General features: G+C 60.5%; 20 protein-coding genes, 1 tRNA gene and 1 pseudogene. 6 read left to right on the top strand and 16 right to left on the bottom strand.

Annotated features, from left to right (window positions below):
- Window positions 1-80 precede the first annotated feature (80 nt).
- The 7 genes from P2081_RS09805 to P2081_RS09775 all read right to left on the bottom strand — a co-directional run bounded on the left by P2081_RS09805 (window position 81) and on the right by P2081_RS09775 (window position 8,335).
- The gene (locus P2081_RS09805; protein ID WP_313790339.1) at window positions 81-1,046 is read right to left on the bottom strand and encodes an ABC transporter ATP-binding protein; all 966 of its coding nucleotides are present in this window, start codon (window positions 1,044-1,046) and stop codon (window positions 81-83) included.
- The gene (locus P2081_RS09800; protein ID WP_278922898.1) at window positions 1,043-2,068 is read right to left on the bottom strand and encodes an ABC transporter ATP-binding protein; all 1,026 of its coding nucleotides are present in this window, start codon (window positions 2,066-2,068) and stop codon (window positions 1,043-1,045) included. The genes P2081_RS09805 and P2081_RS09800 overlap by 4 nt, the downstream gene beginning before the upstream one ends.
- A 14-nt stretch (window positions 2,069-2,082) precedes the next feature.
- The gene (locus tag P2081_RS09795) at window positions 2,083-3,567 is read right to left on the bottom strand and encodes a chlorohydrolase family protein (protein ID WP_278922694.1); all 1,485 of its coding nucleotides are present in this window, start codon (window positions 3,565-3,567) and stop codon (window positions 2,083-2,085) included.
- The gene (locus tag P2081_RS09790) at window positions 3,564-4,760 is read right to left on the bottom strand and encodes an amidohydrolase family protein (protein WP_278922693.1); all 1,197 of its coding nucleotides are present in this window, start codon (window positions 4,758-4,760) and stop codon (window positions 3,564-3,566) included. The genes P2081_RS09795 and P2081_RS09790 overlap by 4 nt, the downstream gene beginning before the upstream one ends.
- A 12-nt stretch (window positions 4,761-4,772) precedes the next feature.
- Window positions 4,773-5,729: an ABC transporter permease gene (locus P2081_RS09785; protein ID WP_278922692.1), complete on the bottom strand. Its 957-nt coding sequence runs from the start codon at window positions 5,727-5,729 to the stop codon at window positions 4,773-4,775.
- Window positions 5,726-6,697, bottom strand: a complete 972-nt coding sequence (locus tag P2081_RS09780; RefSeq protein ID WP_278922691.1) for an ABC transporter permease — start codon at window positions 6,695-6,697, stop codon at window positions 5,726-5,728. Before P2081_RS09780 ends, P2081_RS09785 begins: the two co-directional genes overlap by 4 nt.
- Window positions 6,698-6,763: 66 nt before the next feature.
- Window positions 6,764-8,335 carry an ABC transporter substrate-binding protein gene (locus P2081_RS09775; RefSeq protein ID WP_278922690.1) on the bottom strand — a complete coding sequence of 524 codons (1,572 nt, stop codon included), beginning with the start codon at window positions 8,333-8,335 and terminating at the stop codon, window positions 6,764-6,766.
- A 275-nt stretch (window positions 8,336-8,610) separates the two neighbouring features.
- Here P2081_RS09775 and P2081_RS09770 point away from each other — a divergent pair, with 275 nt between their 5' ends.
- Genes P2081_RS09770 through P2081_RS09760 form a run of 3 tightly spaced genes read left to right on the top strand, consistent with a single transcriptional unit; the run spans window position 8,611 to window position 10,669 of the window.
- On the top strand, window positions 8,611-9,309 hold the full coding sequence (locus tag P2081_RS09770; RefSeq protein WP_278922689.1) for a GntR family transcriptional regulator: 699 nt from the start codon (window positions 8,611-8,613) through the stop codon (window positions 9,307-9,309).
- A gap of 17 nt (window positions 9,310-9,326) precedes the next feature.
- Window positions 9,327-10,010 carry a flavin reductase family protein gene (locus tag P2081_RS09765; RefSeq protein ID WP_278922688.1) on the top strand — a complete coding sequence of 228 codons (684 nt, stop codon included), beginning with the start codon at window positions 9,327-9,329 and terminating at the stop codon, window positions 10,008-10,010.
- Window positions 10,007-10,669, top strand: coding sequence for an aspartate/glutamate racemase family protein (locus tag P2081_RS09760; RefSeq protein WP_278922687.1), 663 nt, complete (start codon window positions 10,007-10,009; stop codon window positions 10,667-10,669). The genes P2081_RS09765 and P2081_RS09760 overlap by 4 nt, the downstream gene beginning before the upstream one ends.
- Window positions 10,670-10,698: 29 nt before the next feature.
- On the opposite strand, the pseudogene P2081_RS09755 reads toward P2081_RS09760, so the two are convergent.
- From P2081_RS09755 to P2081_RS09730, 6 genes and pseudogenes are all read right to left on the bottom strand, one after another.
- Window positions 10,699-10,806, bottom strand: a pseudogene (locus P2081_RS09755) (IS5/IS1182 family transposase); the annotation flags it as partial.
- 3 nt (window positions 10,807-10,809) lie between these two features.
- Entirely contained in the window at window positions 10,810-10,947 is a 138-nt protein-coding gene (locus tag P2081_RS09750; RefSeq protein WP_278922686.1) for a hypothetical protein, read from the bottom strand.
- Window positions 10,948-11,163: 216 nt separating this feature from the next.
- Entirely contained in the window at window positions 11,164-13,164 is a 2,001-nt protein-coding gene (locus P2081_RS09745; RefSeq protein ID WP_278922685.1) for a bifunctional metallophosphatase/5'-nucleotidase, read from the bottom strand.
- A 398-nt stretch (window positions 13,165-13,562) separates the two neighbouring features.
- Window positions 13,563-13,721 carry a hypothetical protein gene (locus P2081_RS09740; RefSeq protein ID WP_278922684.1) on the bottom strand — a complete coding sequence of 53 codons (159 nt, stop codon included), beginning with the start codon at window positions 13,719-13,721 and terminating at the stop codon, window positions 13,563-13,565.
- Entirely contained in the window at window positions 13,718-16,861 is a 3,144-nt protein-coding gene (locus P2081_RS09735) for an efflux RND transporter permease subunit (protein WP_278922683.1), read from the bottom strand. Before P2081_RS09735 ends, P2081_RS09740 begins: the two co-directional genes overlap by 4 nt.
- Before the next feature lie 8 nt (window positions 16,862-16,869).
- A complete protein-coding gene (locus P2081_RS09730; RefSeq protein WP_278922682.1) occupies window positions 16,870-18,081 on the bottom strand; it encodes an efflux RND transporter periplasmic adaptor subunit in 1,212 nt (403 codons plus the stop codon).
- Between the two features lie 67 nt (window positions 18,082-18,148).
- Here P2081_RS09730 and P2081_RS09725 point away from each other — a divergent pair, with 67 nt between their 5' ends.
- Together P2081_RS09725 and P2081_RS09720 are read left to right on the top strand one after the other, a co-directional pair.
- Window positions 18,149-18,775: a TetR/AcrR family transcriptional regulator gene (locus P2081_RS09725; RefSeq protein WP_278922681.1), complete on the top strand. Its 627-nt coding sequence runs from the start codon at window positions 18,149-18,151 to the stop codon at window positions 18,773-18,775.
- A 563-nt stretch (window positions 18,776-19,338) separates the two neighbouring features.
- Window positions 19,339-20,892 (top strand): hypothetical protein, encoded by a 1,554-nt coding sequence (locus P2081_RS09720; protein ID WP_278922680.1) that lies wholly within the window; start codon window positions 19,339-19,341, stop codon window positions 20,890-20,892.
- 327 nt (window positions 20,893-21,219) lie between these two features.
- On the opposite strand, the gene P2081_RS09715 is transcribed toward P2081_RS09720, so the two are convergent.
- Together P2081_RS09715 and P2081_RS09710 are read right to left on the bottom strand one after the other, a co-directional pair.
- On the bottom strand, window positions 21,220-21,666 hold the full coding sequence (locus tag P2081_RS09715; RefSeq protein WP_278922679.1) for a hypothetical protein: 447 nt from the start codon (window positions 21,664-21,666) through the stop codon (window positions 21,220-21,222).
- 207 nt (window positions 21,667-21,873) lie between these two features.
- Window positions 21,874-21,949 (bottom strand) — tRNA-Trp (locus tag P2081_RS09710).
- A gap of 173 nt (window positions 21,950-22,122) precedes the next feature.
- Between P2081_RS09710 and P2081_RS09705 the strand changes: the two genes are divergently transcribed.
- Entirely contained in the window at window positions 22,123-22,821 is a 699-nt protein-coding gene (locus P2081_RS09705) for a lysophospholipid acyltransferase family protein (RefSeq protein WP_278922678.1), read from the top strand.
- Window positions 22,822-22,943: 122 nt separating this feature from the next.
- Here P2081_RS09705 and P2081_RS09700 read toward each other — a convergent pair.
- On the bottom strand, window positions 22,944-23,116 hold a 173-nt coding region (locus tag P2081_RS09700; RefSeq protein WP_490363270.1), incomplete at its 5' end, for an EF-Tu C-terminal domain-related protein.

The raw sequence follows: 23,116 nt of genomic DNA, 5'->3' as shown, positions 1-23,116 counted from the left end.
TCACGCGGTCGAATTGCAACCTGTTCTCGCCAAGGATCTGGTCGCGCGCGGGCACGAAGCTCCCGCACGCCCGCCGTGCCTCAGCCTGCCAGTAGGCAGGCTGCCTGGTGCCCGTCTGCAATATGCCGCAGGGGTGGCACCGTTTCCCGGCAGGCCTCGTTGGCCAGCGCGCAGCGCGGATGAAAGGCACAACCCATAGGCGGGTTCAGCGGGCTTGGCGGCTCGCCGTTGTCGACACATCGGTCGCGCTTAGGGGCATGGATGTCGGGAATCGTGTTCAGCAACAGCTGCGAATATGGATGCAGCGGCTGGCTGAACAGCGCCTCGACCGGGGCCATCTCGACGATGCGCCCCAGATACATTACCGCAATCATATCAGACATATGGCGCACCACACTCAGGTCGTGGCTGATGAACAAATAGGTCAGCCCCAGCTCCTGTTGGAGCCGCCGCATGAGGTTCAGGATCTGGGCCTGAACTGACACGTCCAGCGCCGAGGTCGGCTCGTCGCAGACCAGCAGCTCCGGCTCACAGGCCAGCGCCCGCGCAATTGAAATGCGCTGCCGCTGGCCGCCAGAGAACTCATGCGGAAACTTGCGAGCATCATCCGCCGCCAGTCCCACCGTGCGCAGCAGTTCCTCGACGCGAGCCATGGTCTCAGCCTCGTTGTTGCGCAGTCCCATCTCGCGGATTGGCTCAGCGATGATGTCGCCGATGCGCCAGCGCGGATTCAGGCTGGAGTGCGGATCCTGAAAGATCATCTGCACTCGCACTGGCCGCCCCTCGGTGCCGCTGCCAAGACGGATGTCGCCCCCGCTGGTGGCATAAAGCCCGGTCACCAGCCGCGCCACTGTGGATTTACCGCAGCCGGATTCACCGACGATGCTAAAGCAACTGCCCCGGGCGATGGTGAAGCTGACCTCATTTACCGCGTTCACCAGCAATCGCGGTTTGCCTTCCAGCACACGATTCAGCCAGGGCGCGGAAACGTCAAAGCGTTTCGAGACCCGGTCGACAGTTAGGATTGGATCATTCATCTGCATCATTGGGTACCTCCATCCTGAATGAAACAGGCCGCTTCGCTGCGCGCCGCCGAAACCAACTGCGGCCGTTCGGACAGGCAACGCGGTCCGGCCTGCGGGCAGCGCGGGTGAAAGGCACAGCCTGAGGGGCGCGCGTTCAGCCGCGGCATGGCACCGTCGATCTGCGCCAGGGTGCCGCTGCGCGCGTGCAGGCTGGGTATCGCTGCCATCAGCCCGCGGGTATAGGGGTGCTGCGGATCATGCAGCACGTCTTCGACCCGACCAGTTTCCACCACCCGACCCGAATACATCACCGCCACCCGGTCGGCGGTCTCCGCAATCACGCCCATGTCGTGGGTGACCAACATGATGCCAGTACGGTGTTCGTCGCACAGCCGTCGCAGCAGCGTGGTGATCTGCGCCTGGATCGAGACATCCAGTGCCGTTGTTGGCTCATCCGCGATGATCAGCCGTGGCTCTGCTGCCAGCGCAAGCGCAATCACCACCCGCTGCCGCATCCCACCGGAGAACTGGTGCGGGTATTGCTTCAACCGCTCTTCGGGAGCGGGGATGCCGACCTCGCGCAGCAGTGTCACCGCCTGGTGTTGCGCGGCCTCGCGCGGCATCGGTTTGTGAAGGCGGATGGTTTCGATCAGCTGTGCCCCTATCGAGAACAGCGGGTTCAGTGCAGTCAGCGGGTCCTGGAAGATCGCGCCCATCTCCCGACCGCGCACACGGGTCAGTTCTTCTTCGGTCAGGGTGTCTACCCGGCGGCCGCCAACCCGGATTTCGCCCTTGGCAATCCGCCCCGGTGCCTCCAGCAGACCGAGAACCGCAAGACCGGTGATGGACTTGCCCGCACCGGATTCCCCGACCACCCCCAGGATCTCCCCCGGTGCGATCTGGATCGAAACATCATCGATGGCAGTCAATACCCCGCGCCGGGTCGGAAATTCCACGGTCAGGCTGTCGACCTCCAGTGCTGGCGTCCCCTCGGGCACGGGCTGGCTGCCAGGATCCTGCGGTGCAGGCGCTTGCCTCAGCATCATCTCATCTTCCTTCACGTCTGGGGCCGCATCAGCGGCGGATATGTCGGGGGAAAGATCTCGGCCACCGGCGGGTGGCCAACAGTGCGGTCAGGGTATTTGGCCAAGAGACCGTCGAACTGCACCTGCGCGCGGCGGCGGGCGATCGCCATGTCGATACCGGCAACCGCGCCATCGCGCATCGACAGGCGGCCATCGACGATGGTGGCCTTTGCCACCCGGCCCGTGGCGCCCAGGATCAACGTCTGAACCGGGTCGATGGCCGGTGCCATGGCGCTGTCGGCGAGGTCAAAGACAGCAAGGTCCGCCCGGCCCCCGGTTCGCAGCACACCAATGTCGTCGCGACCGAGCGCCGCTGCGCCGCCCAAAGTGGCAGCATCGAACATTTCAGCCGAGGTGATGCTTGTCATATCGCCCTCCACTATCCGGCACATCATCATGCCCACTGCCATGTTCAGCACCATGTCCGGCGGCGCGGTATCGGTGCCCATGGCTATGCCGATGCCCCGGTCGCGCAGCCGCCGGAACGAACGTAGCGCGCCGCCGTGCCGCGCCGAGACCAGCGGGCAATGCACGATGCTGACGCCGTGACTGGCATAAAGATCAAGGTCGGAATCATCCGCCACTGTGGCATGCGGTGCCAGCAGTCGGCCATTCAGCAGCCCCAGGCTGCCCAGCCACTGCGGTGCGCTCATGCCATGCAGCATCTGCACGGTGTCCCGCTCCATCTGGCCCTGCGCCATATGCAGCCGCACCGGGCAGTTCAGGTCCTCAGCCGCAGCCATGGTGCGGCGCAGCAGGTCTTCGGTACAGGTCTCCACCCGGTCGGGCGCCAGCAGCGGCGAGATCAGATCATGCCCCTGCCATTTCGCGGCAAAGCCGATAGCAGCGTCGAGGCCTGCCATGCCGCGTGCCTCGTTGAACTCGGCCGTCAGGCGACCATCCGCCTCGGCGATCATGCCGCCGCTGCGGTATGCCGGGCCAAGCCAGACCCGCAGGCCCAGTTCCTCTGCCGCCTCGGCGGCAGCAGTGAATTCGGCAACCGTCTCGCCCCACTCGCGGTAGAACAGAGAGGCAATCGGCGCGGCACTGGTGATCCCGTTCAAGAGCAGCTGGCCAAAGGCAAAGCGTTTTTGAAAGGCCAGCTCCTCGGGGCTGTACATCTCATATGGGCCGTGATCGACGTAAGAGCGCGGCCAAACCCGACCTTTCTTGTCGCCTGGCCAGTTGTCATGCGCCAGCAGCGTGGTGTCGAGGTCCGAGAGCGCGTCGAGATCGACAAAGCCCGGCGCAATCAGCGCCTGCCCCATGTCATACCGGGCGGCGACCTCGCCCTCGAACGCGGTGCCCACGTGGATCACCTGACCGCCCTCGATCACCACCTCACCATCCGGCACCAGATGGCGGCCTGACGGGGTGTCGGCAATGACCCAGGCCGCCCGCAGCGCCCAGCGACCGGGCGGACGCGCGCCCAGTGGCAGATCGGTAAAGCTGGTCATGGGGCCTCCACCAGGGTCTTGCCGTCGCGGGCTGTCACATGACCGCCTTTGACCACCAACTGGCGCGGCGCGTGGTTGACGACGGCCTGCACAACGGTTTCACCACATACCAACACCACATCACCTGGTGCCCCGACCTCCAGTGCGCGGCGCGGCTTGGCCATTGCCTCGGCACCGCCGCCAGCGCAGATATCAAGCGCAGTCTTGACCTCGCTGTCCATGCGCAGGTTGTTGCGCAGGCCGATGAACTTGGCCCGTTCCAGCATGTCGCCATTGCCATAAGGCCCCCAGGTATCCTGGATGCCGTCATTGCCGGCACCGATGCGGATGCCATGCGCCATCAACTGCTTGACCATCGGTGCGGGCGAAGAGGCCGGCGCGGTGGTCATGATGCGCACATCCAGTGCCGCCAGCCGTTCCAGCATCGCCTCGACCCGCTGGTAATCATTCATCCCCAGACAGAAAGCATGGGAGATGGTGACCAGCCCGGTCATGCCCAGTGCCTCGGCACGGGTCAGGATTTCCTCCATCGAGAACATGCCCATTTCGCCGCGTTCATGCAGGTGGATGTCCACGCCCTTGCCATGTTTCTCGGCCAGATCGAAGACCACATCGAGGTGCCCTTTGGGGTCGCGGTCGACGCCGCAGGGGTCTAGCCCGCCCACCAGGTCGGCGCCCATCGCCAGGGCCTGATCCATCAGTTCGGCGGTGCCCTCGCGGATCGTCAGCCCGGATTGCGGGAAGGCCACGGTCTCGATCTCGACCACATCGGCCAGCTTGTCGGCGGTCCGCATCACGCCTTCCAGCGCGCGCAGACCGCCGTCAGTGTCGATGTCCACATGACTGCGGATCAACGTCGCGCCGTAGGCGGCGGTTTGCAGTGCATGTCGCATCGACTGCACATGCGGATCCAGCCCCAGCCGCGCTTTCATCGCGCGTTCATTGTCGATCATCGCCATCAGGTTGCCGCCGCCGATATCGTTCTTGTACCAGGGCCAGCCAATCAACGACTTGTCGAGATGGGTGTGAGCATCCACCAGCCCGGGAATGGCAATCGCCCCCGCAGCGTCTTCGGTGGCCACGCCGGGGGCCTCCAGCCCTTGCGCGATTTCGGCAATCCGGCCGTCCCGGATCAGGATGTCGGTGCGTTCGCCATCACCGATGTGTGCATTTTTTATCAGAAGCGAAGTCATCAAAGTCGTCCTTTAGCGGAGTTTCGGGTTGAGCGCATCGCGCAGCCAGTCGCCCAGCATGTTCACGGCCACCACCAGGATACACAGCTGGACCGAGGGAAAGAGTACGATCCACCAAGAGCCTGAGAACAGATACTGGTTGCCGACCCGTATCAGCGTCCCCAGCGAGGGTTGGTTCGGCGGCATTCCAACGCCGAGAAACGACAGCGTCGCCTCAATCAGGATCGCGAGACCAAAGTTCAGCGTTGCCGCCACGAACACCGGGGTCAGCGTGTTGGGGAGGATATGCTTCAGCATCAGCCGCCGTCCCGGCGTGCCCACCAGCCGCGAGGCCTGCACATATTCCTTGCGCCGCTCCACCATGGTCTGGGCCCGCACAACACGGGCGTATTGCACCCAGGAATACAATGCGATGGCTAGCACCAGCACCGCAGCAATGCCCGCCTCGCGCAGTTCTGGCGGCAGCAGCGCCTGCGCAACAGAGCTAACCAGAATGGCCGCCAAGATGATCGGGATCGACAGTAGCACATCGCCGATGCGCATCAGCACGTTGTCGACCCAGCCGCCATAGTAACCGGCGGCCAGCCCGGCCAATAGGCCAATCGCCAGCGATACCGCGACGGATGCAATGCCGATGAAGATCGAAATCCGCGTCCCATAGAGAATACCCGACAAGATGTCGCGTCCCTGCACATCGGTGCCTAGGATGAATGGCATCTGCCCGCCCTGCATCCACACTGGCGGAAGTTCAGCGTTCCAAAGCTCCAGCGCCGCCAGATCATAGGGGTTCTGTGGTGCCAGCACCGGCGCCAAGAATGCGGTCATGATCACAAAGGCCAGCACCGTCGCCGCGCCGACCGCGGATTTCGAGTTCTTGAAGCTCCACCACAGATCGCTGTCGGCGAACCGGGCCAGTCGGCCCTGAACGGTTGCCGCGGCCGCGGCGGTTTGGGGTCGGGTATCAGTCATTTGTCAGCTCCGCGAAGGCGAGGGTCGATCACCGCATAGGTAATGTCGACCAGGGCATTGAGGGTGACGAAGATCAGCGCGACGATGCAGAGATAACCCGCCATGATTGGCACATCGACAAACGTCACCGCCTGGATGAACAGCAGCCCCATGCCAGGCCACTGGAACACGGTTTCGGTCACCAGCGCGAAGGCGATCAGCCCACCGATCTGCATGGCGGTCATGGTGACCACCGGCATCAGGCAATTGCGCAACGCATGGCGGAAATGGATAGCGCGGGCTGGAATGCCGCGGGCTCGGGCGAACTTGATGAAATCGGTGCGCAGCACCTCCAGCATCTCGGCCCGCACCAGCCGCATCACCAGGGTGATCTGGAACAGCGACAGTGAAAGCGCAGGCAGGATGATAGACATGCGCCCCGACGACGTCAGCAGCCCGGTCGACCACCAGCCCAGGTCTACGGTTTCGCCGCGACCAAAGGCGGGGAACCAGCCAAGCCAGACCGAAAAGATCAGGATCAGGCCAATGCCAACCACAAAGCTGGGCAGCGAAATGCCGATGATCGACGTGAATTGCAGCGTTTCCGCATACCAGCGCTGGCGGTGAATGGCGGTGATCACTCCCAGCGGAATGCCGACAATCAACGAGATCAGCGTTGCCGCGATCACCAGTTCAAAAGTTGCAGGGAAGCGTTCTGCGATCATCGCCAGCACGTCCTGCTGGTTGCGGAAGGAAATGCCGAAATCTCCCTGCGCCGCGTTTTTGACAAAGGTGGTGAACTGGACGATGAACGGATCATCCAGCCCAAGCTTGGCGCGCAACGCATCCCGCTGAGCCTGGGTTGCCTGCTCGTTCAGCATCAATTCGACCGGATCGCCGACAAAGCGAAAGATCATGAAGGCGATAAAACTGACGGAGAGCATCACAAAGATTGCGTTCGCCGTCCGCTTGATCAGAAAAGCCAGCATCGGTGCCTCTCCCCTGTAGTGTGAAAAATGCGGGGCAACCCCTAATGGCGCTGCCCCAGTCGGGGATTATCGGGTCACAAACCACATGCGCGGCTTGTTGTCCGGGAACTGCGGAAAGTCCTCGAAATCTGCCGACACCGCCCAAGCCATCGGTTGCTGATGCAGCGGCATCATCACGATTTCCTCTTTGGCGATGCGCAGCGCCTCGGTCTCCATCGACAGGCGCTTTTCGCGGTCCAGTTCGACAGAGGCCGCCTGGGTCAGCTTGTCGATCTCTGGGTAGGACCAGTTGCCCCAGTTAAATACGCCGGAGTTGCCCTCCTTGCTGTGCAGCATCTGCACCAGGATCGAATAGGTATCCAGCATCGGCAGTGTTGCCCAACCGATAGTATAGACATCCGCCTTGCCGCCCGCGCGCTTGGGCGTCTGCTTGGCGGTTGGGCCGATGTCCAGACGCGGGCTCAGCCCGATCCGCGACCACATCGAGGCAATCGCCTGGCAGAATTGCTCCTCGTTGACGTAGCTTTCGTTGGTGCAAACGAACTCGAACTCAAAGCCATCCTCGTATCCAGCCTCAGCCAGCAGGGCTTTCGCTTTTTCCGGGGCGGCCGAAACGACAGTGTCCAGCGCTTCGGAGTATCCGGGGATTGAGGGAGCGACCAACGTACCGGCATTGCGGGACTTGCCGCGCATGACGCGAGATTGGATCAGATCCATATCCACCGCCAATTGCATCGCCTGGCGCACGCGCAGGTCATTCAATGGGTTTTCGCCGCCAGCCACCAGCTCATCGCGGCGGTTGAAGCCCAGCATTACGGTGCGCAGATCGGTGCGTTCCAGCACCTTCAAATTTGCCGCCGCCGCCAGCCGTGGAAGATCCTGAACCGGGGCGCTATCGACGAAATCGACCTCACCGGATAGCAGCGCAGCAACGCGGGTCGCCGCAGAAGTGACAGGCTGGAATTCGATCCGGGTCAGATTGTGCTCTGGTTCGTCCCACCAGCCCTCGTTGACGGTCAACACCGTCTGCGCCTCGGGGGTGCGGCTTTCCAAAACAAACGGGCCGGTGCCATTGGTATTGAAGGTGGCGTAGCCCTCCACGCCGGCGCTGACATCCGTCGGCATCTCGGCGTTGTTGTCGACCAGCCAGTCCTTGTCGAAAATGTGAATGTTGGTCAGGTCGTTTAGCAACAGCGGATACGCGCCGGTCAGCTCTATGTCGATGGTATGGTCATCGACCACTGTGGCGCTTTTGTAGGTCGGCAGGTTCCCCTTCAACGGCGAGGTTTCGTGACTGACGCGAGTCAGCGAAGCGAGCACATCCTCGGCGGTGAAGGTGTTGCCGTTGTGGAATGTCACGTCCTTACGCAGGCTGAAGCGCCAGGTGGTTGGCGAGATGACTTCCCAGCTTTCTGCCAACCCCGGCTTGATCTTCAGGTCGCGATCAAAGCGCACCAGCCCTTCGTAGATATGGTTAAGGAAATTGATCGTGTAGCTGTCGCCGTAGGAATAAGGGTCGAGCGAGACAATGTCGCGCGGCGCGCCCCAGCGAAGGGTCTCCGCCGCTGCGGTCGAGGCGAGCGTCGCCGCCGCCATACCGCCCAATAGCGCGGCCTTCAGTCCAGTCTTCGAGATCATTTTGTGGTCTCCCTGTTGTGAATACAAAATCTGTTATTATTGCATCCATTTCGAATGCGGCTTTCTCTGAGCCTTTATTGCGGTATCCGCGGCACCCGGATCCTGCCAGGCGTTGAGGTGAGGTTATGGTCTGGATTTCTTTCTGTCTACAAAAATGTTTACAGATTGTATTCAATTACTGTATCCAACACAAAGCAACTGAAAGCTGCTAGTTTCATCAAAGCCTCAGGCCACCGCCTGAAAACGCTTAAATTTCAAGCATGAGAGCACAGTAAATGTACAAATCATCAACCCGCAGCTTTCCAGTTTACGATTCCCTGCGCCAAGCCATCATTGAGCAGGCGCTAAAGCCCGGCGTGAAACTTCCCGAAGATTCGATTGGCGAAACTTTTGGTGTAAGCCGCACGACTGTACGCAATGCGCTGGTCCGCCTGGACGTCGAGGGGCTGGTAGACCTGCAGCCCAATCGCGGCGCTTCGGTGGCAGAACCGACCATCGAGGAAGCCTATGACATCTTTGAAATGCGCCAGTGCCTTGAGCGTGAGGTGATTCAGCGCCTGTGCAAGATGGATCCCAAGCCCATCGTCAAAACGCTAAAGGAACATTTGAAGGAAGAAGAGAAATACCTGGGCAAGGATTCGACCCGCTCGATCCGTCTGGCCGGCGAGTTTCACATCCTCTTGGCAGAACTGACGGGCTCCAAGATCCTTGCCAATTACGTCAATGAGATCGTCTCACGCTGCTCGCTGATCCTGGCGCGGTTTGCACAAGTCCACTCCGCCGAATGCGGCGTCGAGGAACACGCCGAGCTGATAGCCGCTCTGGCAGATGGAGACGCCGAACGCGCCAACGCCTGCATGCACAGCCATCTGCACGGGGTGCAAGATCGCGCCCTGCTCAACCCCGAAGACGCTCAGTCCGACAACGTCGCCGCGATTCTGTCACGTTATCGACCAACCAAGACAAAACCCTAGACTATGGAAGATCCGCTATGACCGACGACATCCAGCCCGCAACAGGGCAAACACGATTCGACTTCGCCGAACTTACACCGCGCGAACGCTACAAGCTGCTGATCGGGGCGGTGGTGCCGCGCCCAATCGCTTGGGTGACAACGGTCAACGAGGCGGGCATTGCCAATGCCGCGCCCTACAGTTTCTTCAACTGCCTATCTTCCGACCCCGCCATCCTGGCCATCGGTGTCGAGAACCACGCCGATATGCGTTTCAAGGACACCGCCCACAACATCAGGGTGACGGAAGAATTCACCGTCAACATCGCTGCGCATGCCAACCTGCACGCGATGAATGCAACCGCGGTGCCCTTCGGCCCCGAGATCGACGAGATCGCCGAAGCCGGGCTGACCATGTTGCCGGGCGAGTTCGTCTCCTGCCCGCAGATCGCCGAAGCCCCGGTGCGGTTCGAATGCCGCCGCCACACCACGCTCAACATCGGCAAATCGCGTGAGATCATCTTAGGCGAGGTGCTGGCCATGCACAGCCACCCAGGCCTGGTGAACGACCGCCACCATGTCAATCCGACGGCGCTGGATGCGCTGGGGCGCATGGGCGGCCATGGGTACTGCCGTTCTAACCAGACTTTTGATCTTCCGACCATGTCGCTGGAAGAATGGGCCGCCTTCACCAGCCGCCAAAGCGAAGGCCTGCGCGGATGAAGCTCTGTTTTGTGAACCCGAATTCCACCGTTGAAATGACCGAGCGCATGGTAGACCAGGCTCGCGGTCTCGCGCCTCGCGACTTTGTTGTCACAGGTGTCACCAACACTGCCGGGCCGGCCTCAATTCAGGGCCAGGCCGATGGCGAAGCCGCGGAACCGGGCACGCTTTCTCTGCTGGCCGAGGGCGGATTCGACCTGGGGGTAATCGGCTGTTTCGATGACACCGGCTTGCCGATCGCCCGATCTCGCAGCCGCATGCCGCTTGTGGGGCTGGGCGAGGCCAGTTTCATCACTGCGCATGACCTGGCCGAGCCTTTTATCGTCCTGACCACGTCCCAGTTATCGGTGCCGGTACTTGAGGCCAACATCGCAAGCTACAATCTGCAGCGTCATTGTCTCGGCGTTTTTGCCTCAGATGTCCCGGTGCTGGATTTCGAACACGACAGAGCAAACGCCAAAGAACGGCTGATCGCACAGGCCAGACGACGCTGCGCGGAACACACGCAGACCCGCACGCTTGTCCTAGGGTGTGCCGGCATGGGCGGTTTGGCTGCGGATCTATCGCAAGCGCTGAACCTTACCGTCGTCGACCCCATTGAGGCAGCGCTATCCCTTGCCCGGAAACAGCAACAGAATGCCAGTGAAATTAGTGCCTAGGGGCATGATCGCCCTTTCCCCGGACTGTCTCACCCTACGGGCTCGGGAACAGGTACACCAAGAGCCGTATAGCGATTGAGGACAGTAATGCCGACCTGAATTTCGGCGACCTGGCGGTCGAAGCCCCCCGCAATGAGGCTTTAGCGAAAGGCCGTGGCAGCGCCCAACTCTTGCGTCAGGATGAGATCAGATCGGAACTCTCCCTCAAAACTATGCATGAGCAGCCCTGCGCCACTCTCAAGCCAGCTGAGCGGCGCCAGGCCTTCCGGGTCCAGCATTCCGCTGTGAGAGGCCCCCGGTGCAATCGCCGGGGGGGGGCGCAAACAACTGTTTGGCCAAAGGTCGCGGCATCGCAGCAAAGGACACAATCAGAAGCAAAGGTAGGGTTTTATCACCTCGGGCGGACTGTGTGCATCAACGGCAGCTCTGCGTAGAGAAAGCCCCGACCGGGGCGTCCGGACGGGGCTCTTGATTCCTCGGGGTAAGCGTGACGGTTAGGCGATGATCAGGCGTCCATCCAGCCGCGCGGTTTCGGCACTAATGCCGCCATCCTGGCGGATCTGAGCGATGATCTCGTTTCGATAGACCAGACCGCTTTCCTCGTAATCCAGACCGCGCAGGTCCATGCCCGGGATCTGGCCGGGTACCCCGGCGCCGATGGCCTTGCCGTTCCAAGCTTCAGAGAAACCGCCAAGCCGAACGTAGCTGTTGAAGGCCACGCGGAACAGGCGTTCAGGCATGCTGGCGAGTGGCTGGCCATGCAGGGTGATCTCCTCGGCGCGGGCTTCGCCGACGCTGTCGCCCAGCACCAACCGATAGCGCAGTCCTTCGGAGAAATGCAGGAAACCACGCGAGATGAAGCCCTTGAAATCAAGGGTATCGGCCTCTTCGGGCCGGACGATGCGCTTGGCGTTTGATTGCACCATCTCGTGAATTTGCGCACCAGTCATCGTGGCGACATGCACCTGGTCGGCATAGGGCATCACGTCATACCAGCTGCCGAAGGACAGCGGCCCCTGCGCCACGCCTGCCAGAATTGCGGTGGCGTTGAACAGGGCCAGATCGATCGTGCCATTTGCAAAGCCTGCAGAGCGTTTCACCAGCGCGTCGTTCATGAAGTTCAGCAGCGCATTTTCCCCGACATAGCGCTCGGCCTCCACGGTCGCGGTACTGACGGCTTCGCCTGCGGTGACGATGCCGATGGTCTCAGCCAGCTTGCTTTGCAGTGCCAGACGCAGGGGCGCGACATGGGTCTCTTCGAAGGCAGTATCGAAATCGCCATCCTTTTCAAGGGTCGCAAACTTTGGATCATCAGCGGCGACCCGGTCATCACGGGGTTTGATCGGATGCAGGCCGACATGTGTGAACCAGCCCTTGCGTCCCTGATCCGCAGCCAGGGACATTGTGATCTCGCCCAGGTACTTCCCGTTTGCCTCGGCCTGGGTCATCAGCACGCCTTCGATAATGTTGTCGGGGTTCAGGCCTTCGGCGTTCAGGCGGGTGTGAGAATGGCCCCCGATAAGGATCACGGGCTTGTCCGTCAGCAGACCCGCGGCGGCCGCGATGTCAAAATCGCCCTCGCCGATCGAGCGGTCCGCGCCCGCCTTGCCCGAGCGGCTTTGGCCGGTGCCATAGCCACAGTGGGACAGGATCACCACGACATCACAGATCTGCGAAAGCGCGGGCATCACGTTGCGGATGGCCTCGACCGGGCTGGCAACCCCCATGTTGGGATCATCGGGCTGGCCGATGCGAGTGTCGACCTGGGTGGTCAGCCCGATGAAGCCGATGCGCAAGCCCTTCACCTCGGCCACGGCGGCAGCGGTGTAGTCGCGGTCGCGCGCGATATGCGCAGAGCTGTGAACATTGGCCGATAGCAGAGGAAAGCGGGCGTCCCGTTCGATCCCGATGCGCAGCATCTCGGCGCCACGGTCGAATTCATGGTTGCCCAGGACCGCGACATCAACACCAGCGGCCGAATTCACCCGATAGCCCGCATCGGCAACAAATTCCTCGGGCGCCCAGCCCAGAAGTTCGTCAAAGACCGAACCGGTGTGGTCGTCTCCGCCGCCCAGCAGCAGCACGACCTCGTTCTCAGCGGCGGCGGCGCGGGTGTCCTGCATCCGGCGCGCGATCTGGGACATGCGATGCGTGTCGCCGCGCTTGTCGTCCATATCGGTGATGTGGTTGTGCATGTCGTTGAAGTGCATCAGCCGCAGCACCCGGCGCGCGCCCGGCTCCATCGTGGGGGCGGGCACGGGATTCCCGGCCTCTGTCACGATCTGGCGGATCGGCCCGGCAAGCGGGTCGCCGTGCAGCAGAAAGAGACGCTCAATCGTGCCATTCGGGTTCGGCGTGGCGGGCACCAGTAGCAGTTCGCCCGCAGAGGCCTGCGCATTGGCCCGAAAGGCGACGATTGACGAGAGGGCGGCAAAACTTGCGGCGCTGGTGGTAAGGAACGCGCGGCGCGACAGACTGTATTTTGCGTGAGCCATATTTTTGTCCTATTGGTAAAAGAGTTAACCGCGTCAGTACCTCCGGTGCTTAAAGGATATGTGACGAGGCCATGTCATCCTCGTGAAGGTCCCGACATTCCCTTTCTTGGTAAGCCCGGATCTTTCTGTCGGGCGCCTCAGGGCGCTTTGACATGGGCCTGCCACCCCATTGACGACATGCGCCATTCTTGAACGTGGGCTGCCATATGAGATTGCTGCAATTGCGGCGTGCCTGACGGGTGATCCATCTCGACGCTGCAAATGGGGATCTGGGATATGGTGCCGCCCTGCGGTTCGCTTGCGTGGGTGCGATGCCGCTCCGCGATCACGGCACATTCGGCGTGACCCGTTATTTGATCGCTGTGGCGAGCCGCCCCATGATGAGGGGCGGCAGTTGCTCATGCGATCAGCTTGTCAATGCGCCGGGCCTTTTCCCGTTTTCCGGCGAGCCTTCGGACGACGCGATACTCCTCCGCGCGACGCATGAAGCGGTCTTCTTGGGTGCGGCAGAACTGCGCGCCGACCGCACTGGCGGCGGTCAACAAATGCGCGATCAAGGACAGGGCTGCGACGGGTTTGTTCGGTCAGGTAACCCTGTTTTTCCCTTTCGCGCTATCAGATCGCGCAGTTTCAGAACCGCAACGTAGCACACCGGCACAAGGAAAATCCCCAGCACCGCCGAAGAGGTCATGCCCCCCAGCACCCCTATACCGATCGAGTTTTGCGCCCCTGCTCCCGCACCGGATGCGATGGCCAGTGGCAGCACGCCCAGCATAAAAGCAAAGGTCGTCATCAGGATAGGACGCAAACGCTGCCGCGACGCGACGAGTGCCGCGTCGATCACGGTTTTGCCTTCGTGCAATTGCGACTGGGCAAACTCCACGATCAGGATGGCGTTGCGCGCGGCCAGGCCGATGGTCGTCAGCAGACCCACCTTGAAGTAGACATCGTTTGACTGCCCCAGAAAATAGGCCGCGGCGAGCGCGCCGAGAATGCCGACCGGAACTGTCAGCATCACGGCCAGCGGCACTGCCCAGCTCTCATAGAGGGCCGCAAGCGCCAGAAACACCACAAGGGCGGACAGCGCGAACAGCAACGGCGCCTGATTGCCCGACAGCCGTTCCTGATAGGACAGGCCCGTCCATGCGGTGCCGTAGTTACCGTCAAGTTCCGCCACCAGCTCTTCCATCGCGTTCATGCCGTCACTGGACGACAGCCCCGCCACTGAAGCGCCGCTGAGTTCCATGCCGCGGGTGCCGCCATAGCGCGAGACCGCCTGCGGTTCCTGCGTCCAGCTTTGTTCCGAGAAGGCGGCAAAGGACACCATTTCGCCTGCACTATTGCGCGCGTACCAGCTGTTGATGTCTTCAGGCTGTGACCGCTGTTCGGCCTGCCCCTGCACGATCACCGGACGCAGATCGTTGCCAAGGGCGAAATCATTGACCTCGCGGCCTGCGAAGATGACTGACAGCATCGCATTCACATCGGTGATCGACAGACCGAAGGCCGCGGCCTTTTGTTGATCGATATCCAGCCGAAGTGCAGTCTGGCTGGCGGCCTCGTTGCCACGCAGCGATGTGACCCGCCCATCGGCCTGAGCATCTGCAACCAGCTGGTCAGCGGCGGCGGCCAGCGCCTGTTGTCCCTGCCCGCCTTGGTCGGTCAGATACATGGTGAAGCCGGACGAGCTGCCCATGCCCTGAATGGCGGGCGGTTGCAGCACAAAGATATTGCCCTGGCGGTTGGTGCTGAAGAAATAGCCGTTGGCACGGTTCACCAGCCCGCCGATGTCAAAGCCTTCGCGCGCGTCGTAGTCGCGCAGCTTCACAAAGACCATCGCGTTGTTCTGGCCACTGCCGCCAAAGCTGAAGCCGAGCGCCGCAAAGACGGATTCGACCGTGTCGCTTTCGGCGTTCAGCAGGTAGCTTTCGACCTTTTCGACCAATGCGAGGGTCTGTGCGGTGGTGGACCCGTCGGGCCCCTGGATGATGACCAGCGCCACGCCCTGATCCTCGTCCGGCAGGAACGATCCGGGCAGGCGGTCAAACATCACCACCACACCAAACACCACCGCAGCCAGCACCAGCAGCGCGCGCAGCGGGCGCTTTACATAGCGGGTCACCACAGCCACATAGCCGTTTGTGCCCCGGTCAAGGTTGCGGTTGAACCAGCGGGCGGGCGCGATGCCGTCGCCATGTTTGCGCGGCTTCAGCAGGCTGGCACACATCGCGGGCGTCAGGATGACAGCCACACCCAGCGACAGCACCATCGCCGTGATGATCGTGACCGAAAACTGGCGGTAAATCACGCCCGTTGCCCCGCCCATGAATGCCATCGGCAGGAAGACCGCCGATAGAACCAGCACGATGCCGACCAGCGCCGAAGTGATCTCGTCCATGCTTTTTTCGGTGGCCTCGACAGGGCCGACGCCCTCTTCCTCCATGACACGTTCAACGTTTTCGACCACAACAATGGCGTCATCCACCAGCAGGCCGATGGCCAGCACCAGCGCGAACATGGTCAGCGTGTTGATGGTGAATCCGGCTGCCGCCAGCACGGCAAAGGTGCCCAGCAGAACCACGGGGATCGCGATGACGGGAATAAGTGTGGCGCGCCAGCTTTGCAAAAAGACAAGAATGACCAGAAACACCAAGACAACGGCTTCAATCAGCGTGTGATAAACTTGCGATATGGATTCTTCGACAAAAGGCGACGTGTCATAGGGATAAACCACCTCAACCCCTGCGGGCAGCGCCTTGGCCATACCGTTGATCGTCTCGCGCACCGCCGCGGCGGTGTCGACCGCATTGGCCCCCGTCGCAAGGTTCACCGCAAAGCCTGCCGCCGGATTGCCGTTGTGGCGCGCCGCACCGCCATAGCTTTCCTGACCGATCTCGATATTGGCCACATCGCCCAGAAACACGGTGGATCCGTCAGGGTCGACACGCAGCAGGATGCTTTCGAATTCGGGAACCGAGGACAGTTGCGACTGCGCCGAAATCGGTACTGTCACCCGCTGGCCGCCGGCACTGGGTTGTGCACCCAGATCACCCACGGTGACATTCGTGTTCTGCGCCGCAACCGCTGCCGTGATGTCGGCGGGGGTAACCTGATACTGGACCATCTTCATCGGATCCATCCAGATCCGCATGGCATAGCCAGAGCCGAAGATGTTGATGGACCCCACGCCGGGCGTGCGTTTCACCGGATCTTCGATCAGTTGCGAGATCAGGTCGCCCAACTCGACGGTGTTCATCTGTCCTTCCGAGGTGGTCAACGCGCCGACCAGCAGGATCGAACTGGTCGACCTTGAAACGCTCACACCACGTTGCTGCACGACGTCGGGCAGTTGTGAATTGACCAGCTGCAACTTGTTCTGCACCTGCACCTGCGCGATGTCCGCATCCACGCTGTCGTCAAAGGTAAGTGAGACTGATGCCGCGCCAGGGGTCGAGCTGGAGGTCATGTAGATCAGACCGTCCAGCGCGGTCATCGCGTCTTCGACAACCGTGGTCACCGAGGATTCCACAATTTCAGCCGATGCGCCCGTATAGCTGGCGGAGATACGCACAGTGGTGGGCGCGATCTGCGGGTATTGTTCGATCGCAAGCGAGTTCAGGCCAAGCGCGCCAACCAGCATAACGACCAAAGCGATCACCCAGGCGAAAACCGGACGGTGAATGAAAAAACGGGCCATGCTGTTCGTTACTCCGTCGCGGACGCGTCGGAGGACGCTTCGGTCGGCATTTCTGCCTGAATTTCGGCGTCAGGCGCATCGGCATCAGGCGCGGCCTCGCGTACCACGCCGTTTGCGTCAAAGCTGACCGGGACAGGCACAACTTCGGCTCCTTCGCTCAGCCCTGTCAGCCCGTCAACGACAACCATATCGCCACCTTCAAGACCGGCAGTAACAATCCACTGTTGCTGGTAGCTGCCGTTTTCGGTCAGATCGCGTTGGCTGACCTTGCCGTCGACAACAACCCACGCCGACAGATTGCCCAGCTTGTCGCGGCTGGTTGCCGATTGCGACACAAGGATCGCCTGCGTGATACCAAGGTCGATCTGTCCGCGCAGGAACATTCCGGGAAGGATCATGTTGTCGGGGTTGTCGAAACGGAACCGCGTGTCGATGGACCCAGTGGAGGTCGACACCGTCACACCCGGCGCGACAAGCGCGCCCTTGCCCTGATAGGTGCGCCCGTTCTCCAACGTCAGCGTGGCGTTCAGCTGATCATTCAGACGCAGGGTGCCATCGGTGATGTCGTCCATCACACTGAGAAACCGCGACGAGGGCTCGTACATATCCACCTCGATCGGGTCCAGTTGCGTGACCGTAGCCATCGCATCCGCCTGCCCTTCGGTCACCAGATCCCCGATCGAAGCCGCCGAGACGCTGGCGACACCCGACAGCGGGCTGGTGACCGTGGTCCAGGCCAGCTGTGCCTGGGCCAGTGTCAGGCTGGCGCGGGCGGAATCCTGACCGGCACGGGCCTGATCCAGCGCGGCGCGGGCGGATTCGACCTGCGCTTGTGTGCTGCCCGACCCGACCAGCTGTTCGGTGCGGGAAAAGGCGGCCTGGGCCTCGGTCACTTTTGCCTCGGCGCCAGCGACCTGAGCCGCAGCTGCCGCGACGTTGGTCTGATAGGTGATGTCGTCGATGCGAAACATCGGTGTGCCTGCTTCGATGGGGCGACCAGGTTCATACAGGATTTCAGTGACGATACCGCTTACCCGCGGGCGGATCGCCGTAGACGATGCCGCCACAGAGCGCCCGGGCAAGGTAACGATCCGCGGCACATCCTGAACCTCCGCCTTGATGACGCCAACCTGTTTGGGTGGCATCTGTGCAGCAACAGAGGTCGCCAGCGAGACCAGTGCGGCCAATGCGGCACCGGTGAAAATGGGAAACTTGTACATGGTCATATAATCCGGTTGTTCCGCGCGTCGTCAGGTGTTGATGGCTGATTGCATAATAATACACAGTGTGCAATATTTACATGATGTGAATAGTTTGGTTGTGCAAGGTATGGGCATGAATCTTCGTGAAAGGCGCCGTTTACAGACGGCACGAGATATCCAGATGGCCGCTGTCACGGTCGCCCTGCGCAATGGGCTGGACCAAACCACGACCGAAGCCATCGCAATTGAAGCGGGCATCAGCACGCGGACATTCTTTAATTATTACAATAACAAACAGGCTGCGATCCTTGGCGAAGCAATCAGACTGGATATCAAGGGCGCAGGTTGGTTCGTTGAATCGAGTGGACCTATCCTGGATGATCTTGCGAAACTGCTGGGCCAGGGGCTGCATGAAGACCCACTTGACCGCGCCCTGCTGCTGAAAATTATTGCGGTCGTCGATGCGAACCCCACCCTTCACGATATGTTCCGGACGCAGGTCGACGAAACCTCAAGCTCGATTTCGGGGCTTTTGGAAACGCGGCTGGGGTCTGATCTGGCCATCGAGTCGCGGCTGCTGGCGGAACTGTCGACGCGGGCGCTGACTGAAGCAGTGGTCGCCTGGGCGGCCGACGAAACCATGACCGTTGATTCCGTGACGGTCCAGATTGCCGCCAATCTGCGCAGCGTCAGTAAGATCATGTGTCAGTAAGATCATCTGTCTGAGTGCCGGTAAAATGGATTTTTGCTGTGCTTTGCGTGAGTGCCGACAGGTTTCCACCCGCCCTTCATCAGGGGGGGCGTTAAACCGTGGTGGAGAGCACGCGCTTCGGGATCTCTGAGAGCGCTCGAAAGCGGGATGCAAGAGCCGCTGACGGTAGGGTCCGAAGCGGGCTTCCGGCTTGCCGCATATCTTTGCACGCGCAATTGGAATTGATTGCTCAGGAGCTGAGACTTCGGAGGCCAGCCTGAAAGGCCTGCGGGTCGAAGGGACCGTCTGCGACAATGCCGCGCGACTGGCGCAACTTGAGGCCGCTCCAGCCATCAACACTGATGACTTCCTCCTGGTTTTCCAGGTGTCCGACACGGGGGCGCCTGATCTGTCTGGGCCACCCCGCGGCGGGTTTAAAATGCTTGCTTCAAACCCAAAGCAGCGACAGGATATGCCTGCAGATCATCCGCTTTGAGAATTTCGGTTGAAACAGAGTTAACCATGCTCTTCGCAGCATTTACGCGACAGAGCGCCTTTTTGTGTAATTAGTGTGAGTATGTTGTATGGCGGATTTTACCGACAAGGACCTCAAGAAGCGTTTACCCGTGACCATCAGTTCCCTGTGGTGGAAAGCCGCCTGGCCGGGGGCGAAACCACCATCATCGGCGGCCAAGATGACGGCGGCGCTCAAGTCCTACAAGGAGGCAAAGCGCGACACCGTGCAATCCTTGCTGGTTACGTCGCTCAACGCGCTTACCGTCGCCAGCAAGGCTGTGCGTAAGGACGCAAGCAGCCTGTCTGCCACGCCGAAACGCAAGAAAGCGATCCTGAGCGATCTGGACAAGCTCGATGAGCTGATCAAGGCAGAACACAAAGCGGCGCTGAAATTCGGTAGCAAGACCCGCGAAGTCTACCGCTACAATATTGCCGACAAGGTCAACGATAGGCTGAAAGGTGACAAGTACTGCGATGGCCTGAAGTTGAAGGGCAAACAGGTGACGATCATGTTGCTGGAGGTGATCGTTCAGGAACTGGATAAAAAGAACGCGCTGAACACGCTGCATGCGCAATACAGCAATGCCCTCGAGGATACTGTCAAGAAGGCTGCGGCCGAAATTCGGGCACAGTCCAAGGCGCGGGTCGGGATGGATGCAAAAAAAACCGCTAAGGTCTTGGGTGATAAGCTGGACGAACATGCCAACGACCTGGCGGATCTGCATCACAAGGTGCCGACAAATGTTCTGAAGAAGATGGGACTGAATGCATCATTGGAAGCGCAGTATCAGAAGGACCTGAAGAAAAGGCGCGTCAATATTGCCAAGTCGGTAGTTATGACCACTGCCAGCGGTGTGGCCATTGCCTTGCCCGGCACCCAGGCTCTCGCGATTTATGGCTTTGCGCGCTCGGCTGCAGGCCTGACCCAACAGCTGGTTGAACACAACATGAAGATCACCCAAGCTGCTACCCTGTTGCAGGGACATCTGAAATACTTGGCCGTTGCGTTTGACAAGGCCAGCAAGGGCGTCGGTCGGGGCGCATCGGAAACCCTTGGCACCACCCTGAATGCCGCATTGGGCATTGATCTGGTGCCGACGCTGGACAAGGCCAAATCCAGCCTTAAGGATCTCAAGGTCAACACCGCCCATGCCGGTTTCAAGACGCAGAAGCTGACAAATGAAATCATGAATGCAATGGATTCATGCAAAAGCCTGGACCAGACGGTGAACGGCCTGTCCGACACCCATCCTTACAAGAAGATCCTCAAGAAGAACCTCAAACGCAACGAGAAATCGCTCAATGAGCTGCTCGACAAGACAGCGGACCTAGCCAAGAGCTTTAACACAGTGGACCGGAAACTGCCCCATCTTAGCAAGGCGCTGGCGGCGCTTGGCAAGAACAGCAAGCTGCAGGATGGCGTCAACTACACGGCCAAGGTGCTGGTCCAGCTGGGGGCGATCGCTGGTGGCGGCCTGGTGGATGCCACCCACGCGGTGGAAACCGCAGACGCCGCTGTCAAATTGGGAGACAAGGTCGTTGCGATAACCATTGCCAGCGTAGGCTACGCGGATGAACTGCGCGAGACCGGATCGATGATAAAGGATCTGGCCAACAGCTAGGCTGCGCTCAGTTCGTTTTGTCGGCAAACCACGATTTGCATTCGGCGCTTGGCGCATCGGGGGGCTCGGCAGACCGCACCTGCGTCACAGCAAGGGGACGTCAGTCAGACCAAAATATCTTTGTCCGCCGCTCGCACAAGATACGGCAGGCGTTCAATGCGACGATCAAAAGGCACCCAGATCTGTAACGAGATGGAGAGCTATTGAAATCTACGCCGTTGGACCGTTCGACACGGGCGGCCCAACGCGGTCATTTGGTACTGTATTTCAGTACTGAGATGCGACATGCCAAAGCAGCCATAAACGAGAACGACATTGAAACACGGCCTAATTAATCAGGTTGAGTTTTGTTGCCGCTTGCCGCATTGCCGCAACCGCCCCGAGCAAGGGGTTTGCTGCACATATGGCGGATATTTCATAATAAAACTTGGAACTCTGGAGCGGTATTGAAGGAGACAAAGGCGCTGCTAGGTCGGCCTCTTTTATGTCGTTATCTTCCATGAACCGCCTCATGAGAACAACAAATGGCACTACGTCTTCTTGCGGAAGGCCGAGGTCATCGTGAAACACACCTGCCCTTCTAACGTAAGCAATCTCGGCATCGTGATATGCAAAGATGACCTCCTCGTGCGCTGCGCCCAGCTCTTCACAGGTAGCTCCTACCAGCTCCTCAGCCGTGTAGTGCTTTATTTTAGCGGATCGTGGCCAGACGAAGAAAGCCAGCGCGGCAGCAAAAACACAAAAAGACAAGAAAATTACGGCAATCAGCTTCATCTCTTCACGTACGATACGCCAAGCTTCTTGTCAAAACTGCAAGGCCAGAAGCGTCCCGTCATATCCAAACATGTCCGGGCTATCCGGGCGCGTCGGCACGGATCACAAGATTGCAGCGATCAAAACAATACAATCGTGAAAGTAGGGAATGTTGTGGGAAACGATGTTATGGATGCGAACCTGGAAGGCCTAGATCCTTTAGCTTACTGGCAGGGGCATCAGGGTTCGAACCCGAGACCTACGGTTTTGGAGACCGTCGCTCTACCAACTGAGCTATACCCCTGCAGTGCCGGTGTAACTAAGCCACCTCTGCGTGACTCGCAAGGGGGAAATCAGCAGAAATAGTGGGGTTTTTTTGGGCTCACCCCGGTGGGCCCTTCACTGTCAGCTCGGCCAGTCGGCAGACTGGCTCTTGCACGGATTATATTCTATGACAGGCAAAAAAGGGATCTACTATTGAGCCTGCGAAAGAAAATTGCCGACAGTCCTCGCTTCAATCGCACGATCGAGGCGCTTTTTGCCCGCTATGTTGATTTCGCCCATCGTACATCGCGCTGGCAGCGCACCGGGTTTGAGGACATGGATGCGGCGGTGAGCCGTGGCGAGCCAGTGATCTTTGTGCTCTGGCATCAACGGCTGATCATGGCACCCTACCTGTTCGACACCTCGCTCGGGCGCATCTGCGCACTGACATCAGCAGCGCGGGCCGGGCGGCTGGCCGGGCAGATTTTGGTGCGGCTGGGGTTTGAAACCATCCCGATGTCGAGCCACAAACGCCATGTCGCGCTATCGCGCGAAGTGTTGCGACGCACCAAGGAGGGCTGTTCTATCGGTATCGCCGCCGATGGGCCGCGTGGCCCGGCGCGCATCTCATCCGGGGTGCCCATAACCTGGGCACGGATGACCGGCTGTCGAGTCTTTACCGTCGCCTTTGCGCAGCCTCGGGTGCTGAAGCTGCCCACCTGGGACAAGCAGATGTTGCCCCTGCCCTTTTCACGCGGCGTGCTGATCTGTCAGGAATGGACGGACCCGGTGCCCAAGAAACCCAGCGAAGAAGAGGCCGAGGCTCTCCGGCTCAGCCTGCAGGCGAGGTTGGATGACATCACGGACCACGCTGATCGCGCTGTCGGGCGCAGCCCAGAACCCGCGCCCTAGCGCCGCCGCCCAAGAAAAACACCTGAAACACCCAGACGGAGGCCTGCCCGAGGTATCGTTTCACGACAAAAAAAGGCCGCCCGAATGGGCGGCCTTTCTGTTTGATCATTCGCTAAAGCGACTTACTCGGTGATCTTCGACACAACGCCGGCGCCGACGGTGCGGCCGCCTTCGCGGATGGCGAAACGCAGGCCGTTTTCCATCGCGATAGGCGCAATCAGTTCAACGTCGAACTTCAGGTTGTCGCCAGGCATAACCATTTCGGTGCCTTCGGGCAGGGTCACGGTGCCGGTCA

The sequence above is a fragment of the Pseudophaeobacter profundi genome, assembly GCF_029697505.1.
Lineage (GTDB): Bacteria > Pseudomonadota > Alphaproteobacteria > Rhodobacterales > Rhodobacteraceae > Pseudophaeobacter > Pseudophaeobacter profundi.
This window is presented reverse-complemented; position numbering and strand designations above follow the sequence as displayed.

What these genes read in the sequence shown, in the direction of transcription:
- P2081_RS09795 (WP_278922694.1), bottom strand. Translation starts at nt 3,567, where the DNA reads ATGACCAGCTTTACCGATCTGCCACTGGGCGCGCGTCCGCCCGGTCGC.
- P2081_RS09735 (WP_278922683.1), bottom strand. Translation starts at nt 16,861, where the DNA reads ATGGCCCGTTTTTTCATTCACCGTCCGGTTTTCGCCTGGGTGATCGCT.
- P2081_RS09730 (WP_278922682.1), bottom strand. Translation starts at nt 18,081, where the DNA reads ATGTACAAGTTTCCCATTTTCACCGGTGCCGCATTGGCCGCACTGGTC.
- P2081_RS09750 (WP_278922686.1), bottom strand. Translation starts at nt 10,947, where the DNA reads ATGCTGGACCCGGAAGGCCTGGCGCCGCTCAGCTGGCTTGAGAGTGGC.
- P2081_RS09745 (WP_278922685.1), bottom strand. Translation starts at nt 13,164, where the DNA reads ATGGCTCACGCAAAATACAGTCTGTCGCGCCGCGCGTTCCTTACCACC.
- P2081_RS09805 (WP_313790339.1), bottom strand. Translation starts at nt 1,046, where the DNA reads ATGATGCAGATGAATGATCCAATCCTAACTGTCGACCGGGTCTCGAAA.
- P2081_RS09765 (WP_278922688.1), top strand. Translation starts at nt 9,327, where the DNA reads ATGACCGACGACATCCAGCCCGCAACAGGGCAAACACGATTCGACTTC.
- P2081_RS09720 (WP_278922680.1), top strand. Translation starts at nt 19,339, where the DNA reads ATGGCGGATTTTACCGACAAGGACCTCAAGAAGCGTTTACCCGTGACC.
- P2081_RS09775 (WP_278922690.1), bottom strand. Translation starts at nt 8,335, where the DNA reads ATGATCTCGAAGACTGGACTGAAGGCCGCGCTATTGGGCGGTATGGCG.
- P2081_RS09790 (WP_278922693.1), bottom strand. Translation starts at nt 4,760, where the DNA reads ATGACTTCGCTTCTGATAAAAAATGCACACATCGGTGATGGCGAACGC.
- P2081_RS09785 (WP_278922692.1), bottom strand. Translation starts at nt 5,729, where the DNA reads ATGACTGATACCCGACCCCAAACCGCCGCGGCCGCGGCAACCGTTCAG.
- P2081_RS09780 (WP_278922691.1), bottom strand. Translation starts at nt 6,697, where the DNA reads ATGCTGGCTTTTCTGATCAAGCGGACGGCGAACGCAATCTTTGTGATG.
- P2081_RS09800 (WP_278922898.1), bottom strand. Translation starts at nt 2,068, where the DNA reads ATGCTGAGGCAAGCGCCTGCACCGCAGGATCCTGGCAGCCAGCCCGTG.
- P2081_RS09715 (WP_278922679.1), bottom strand. Translation starts at nt 21,666, where the DNA reads ATGAAGCTGATTGCCGTAATTTTCTTGTCTTTTTGTGTTTTTGCTGCC.
- P2081_RS09760 (WP_278922687.1), top strand. Translation starts at nt 10,007, where the DNA reads ATGAAGCTCTGTTTTGTGAACCCGAATTCCACCGTTGAAATGACCGAG.
- P2081_RS09770 (WP_278922689.1), top strand. Translation starts at nt 8,611, where the DNA reads ATGTACAAATCATCAACCCGCAGCTTTCCAGTTTACGATTCCCTGCGC.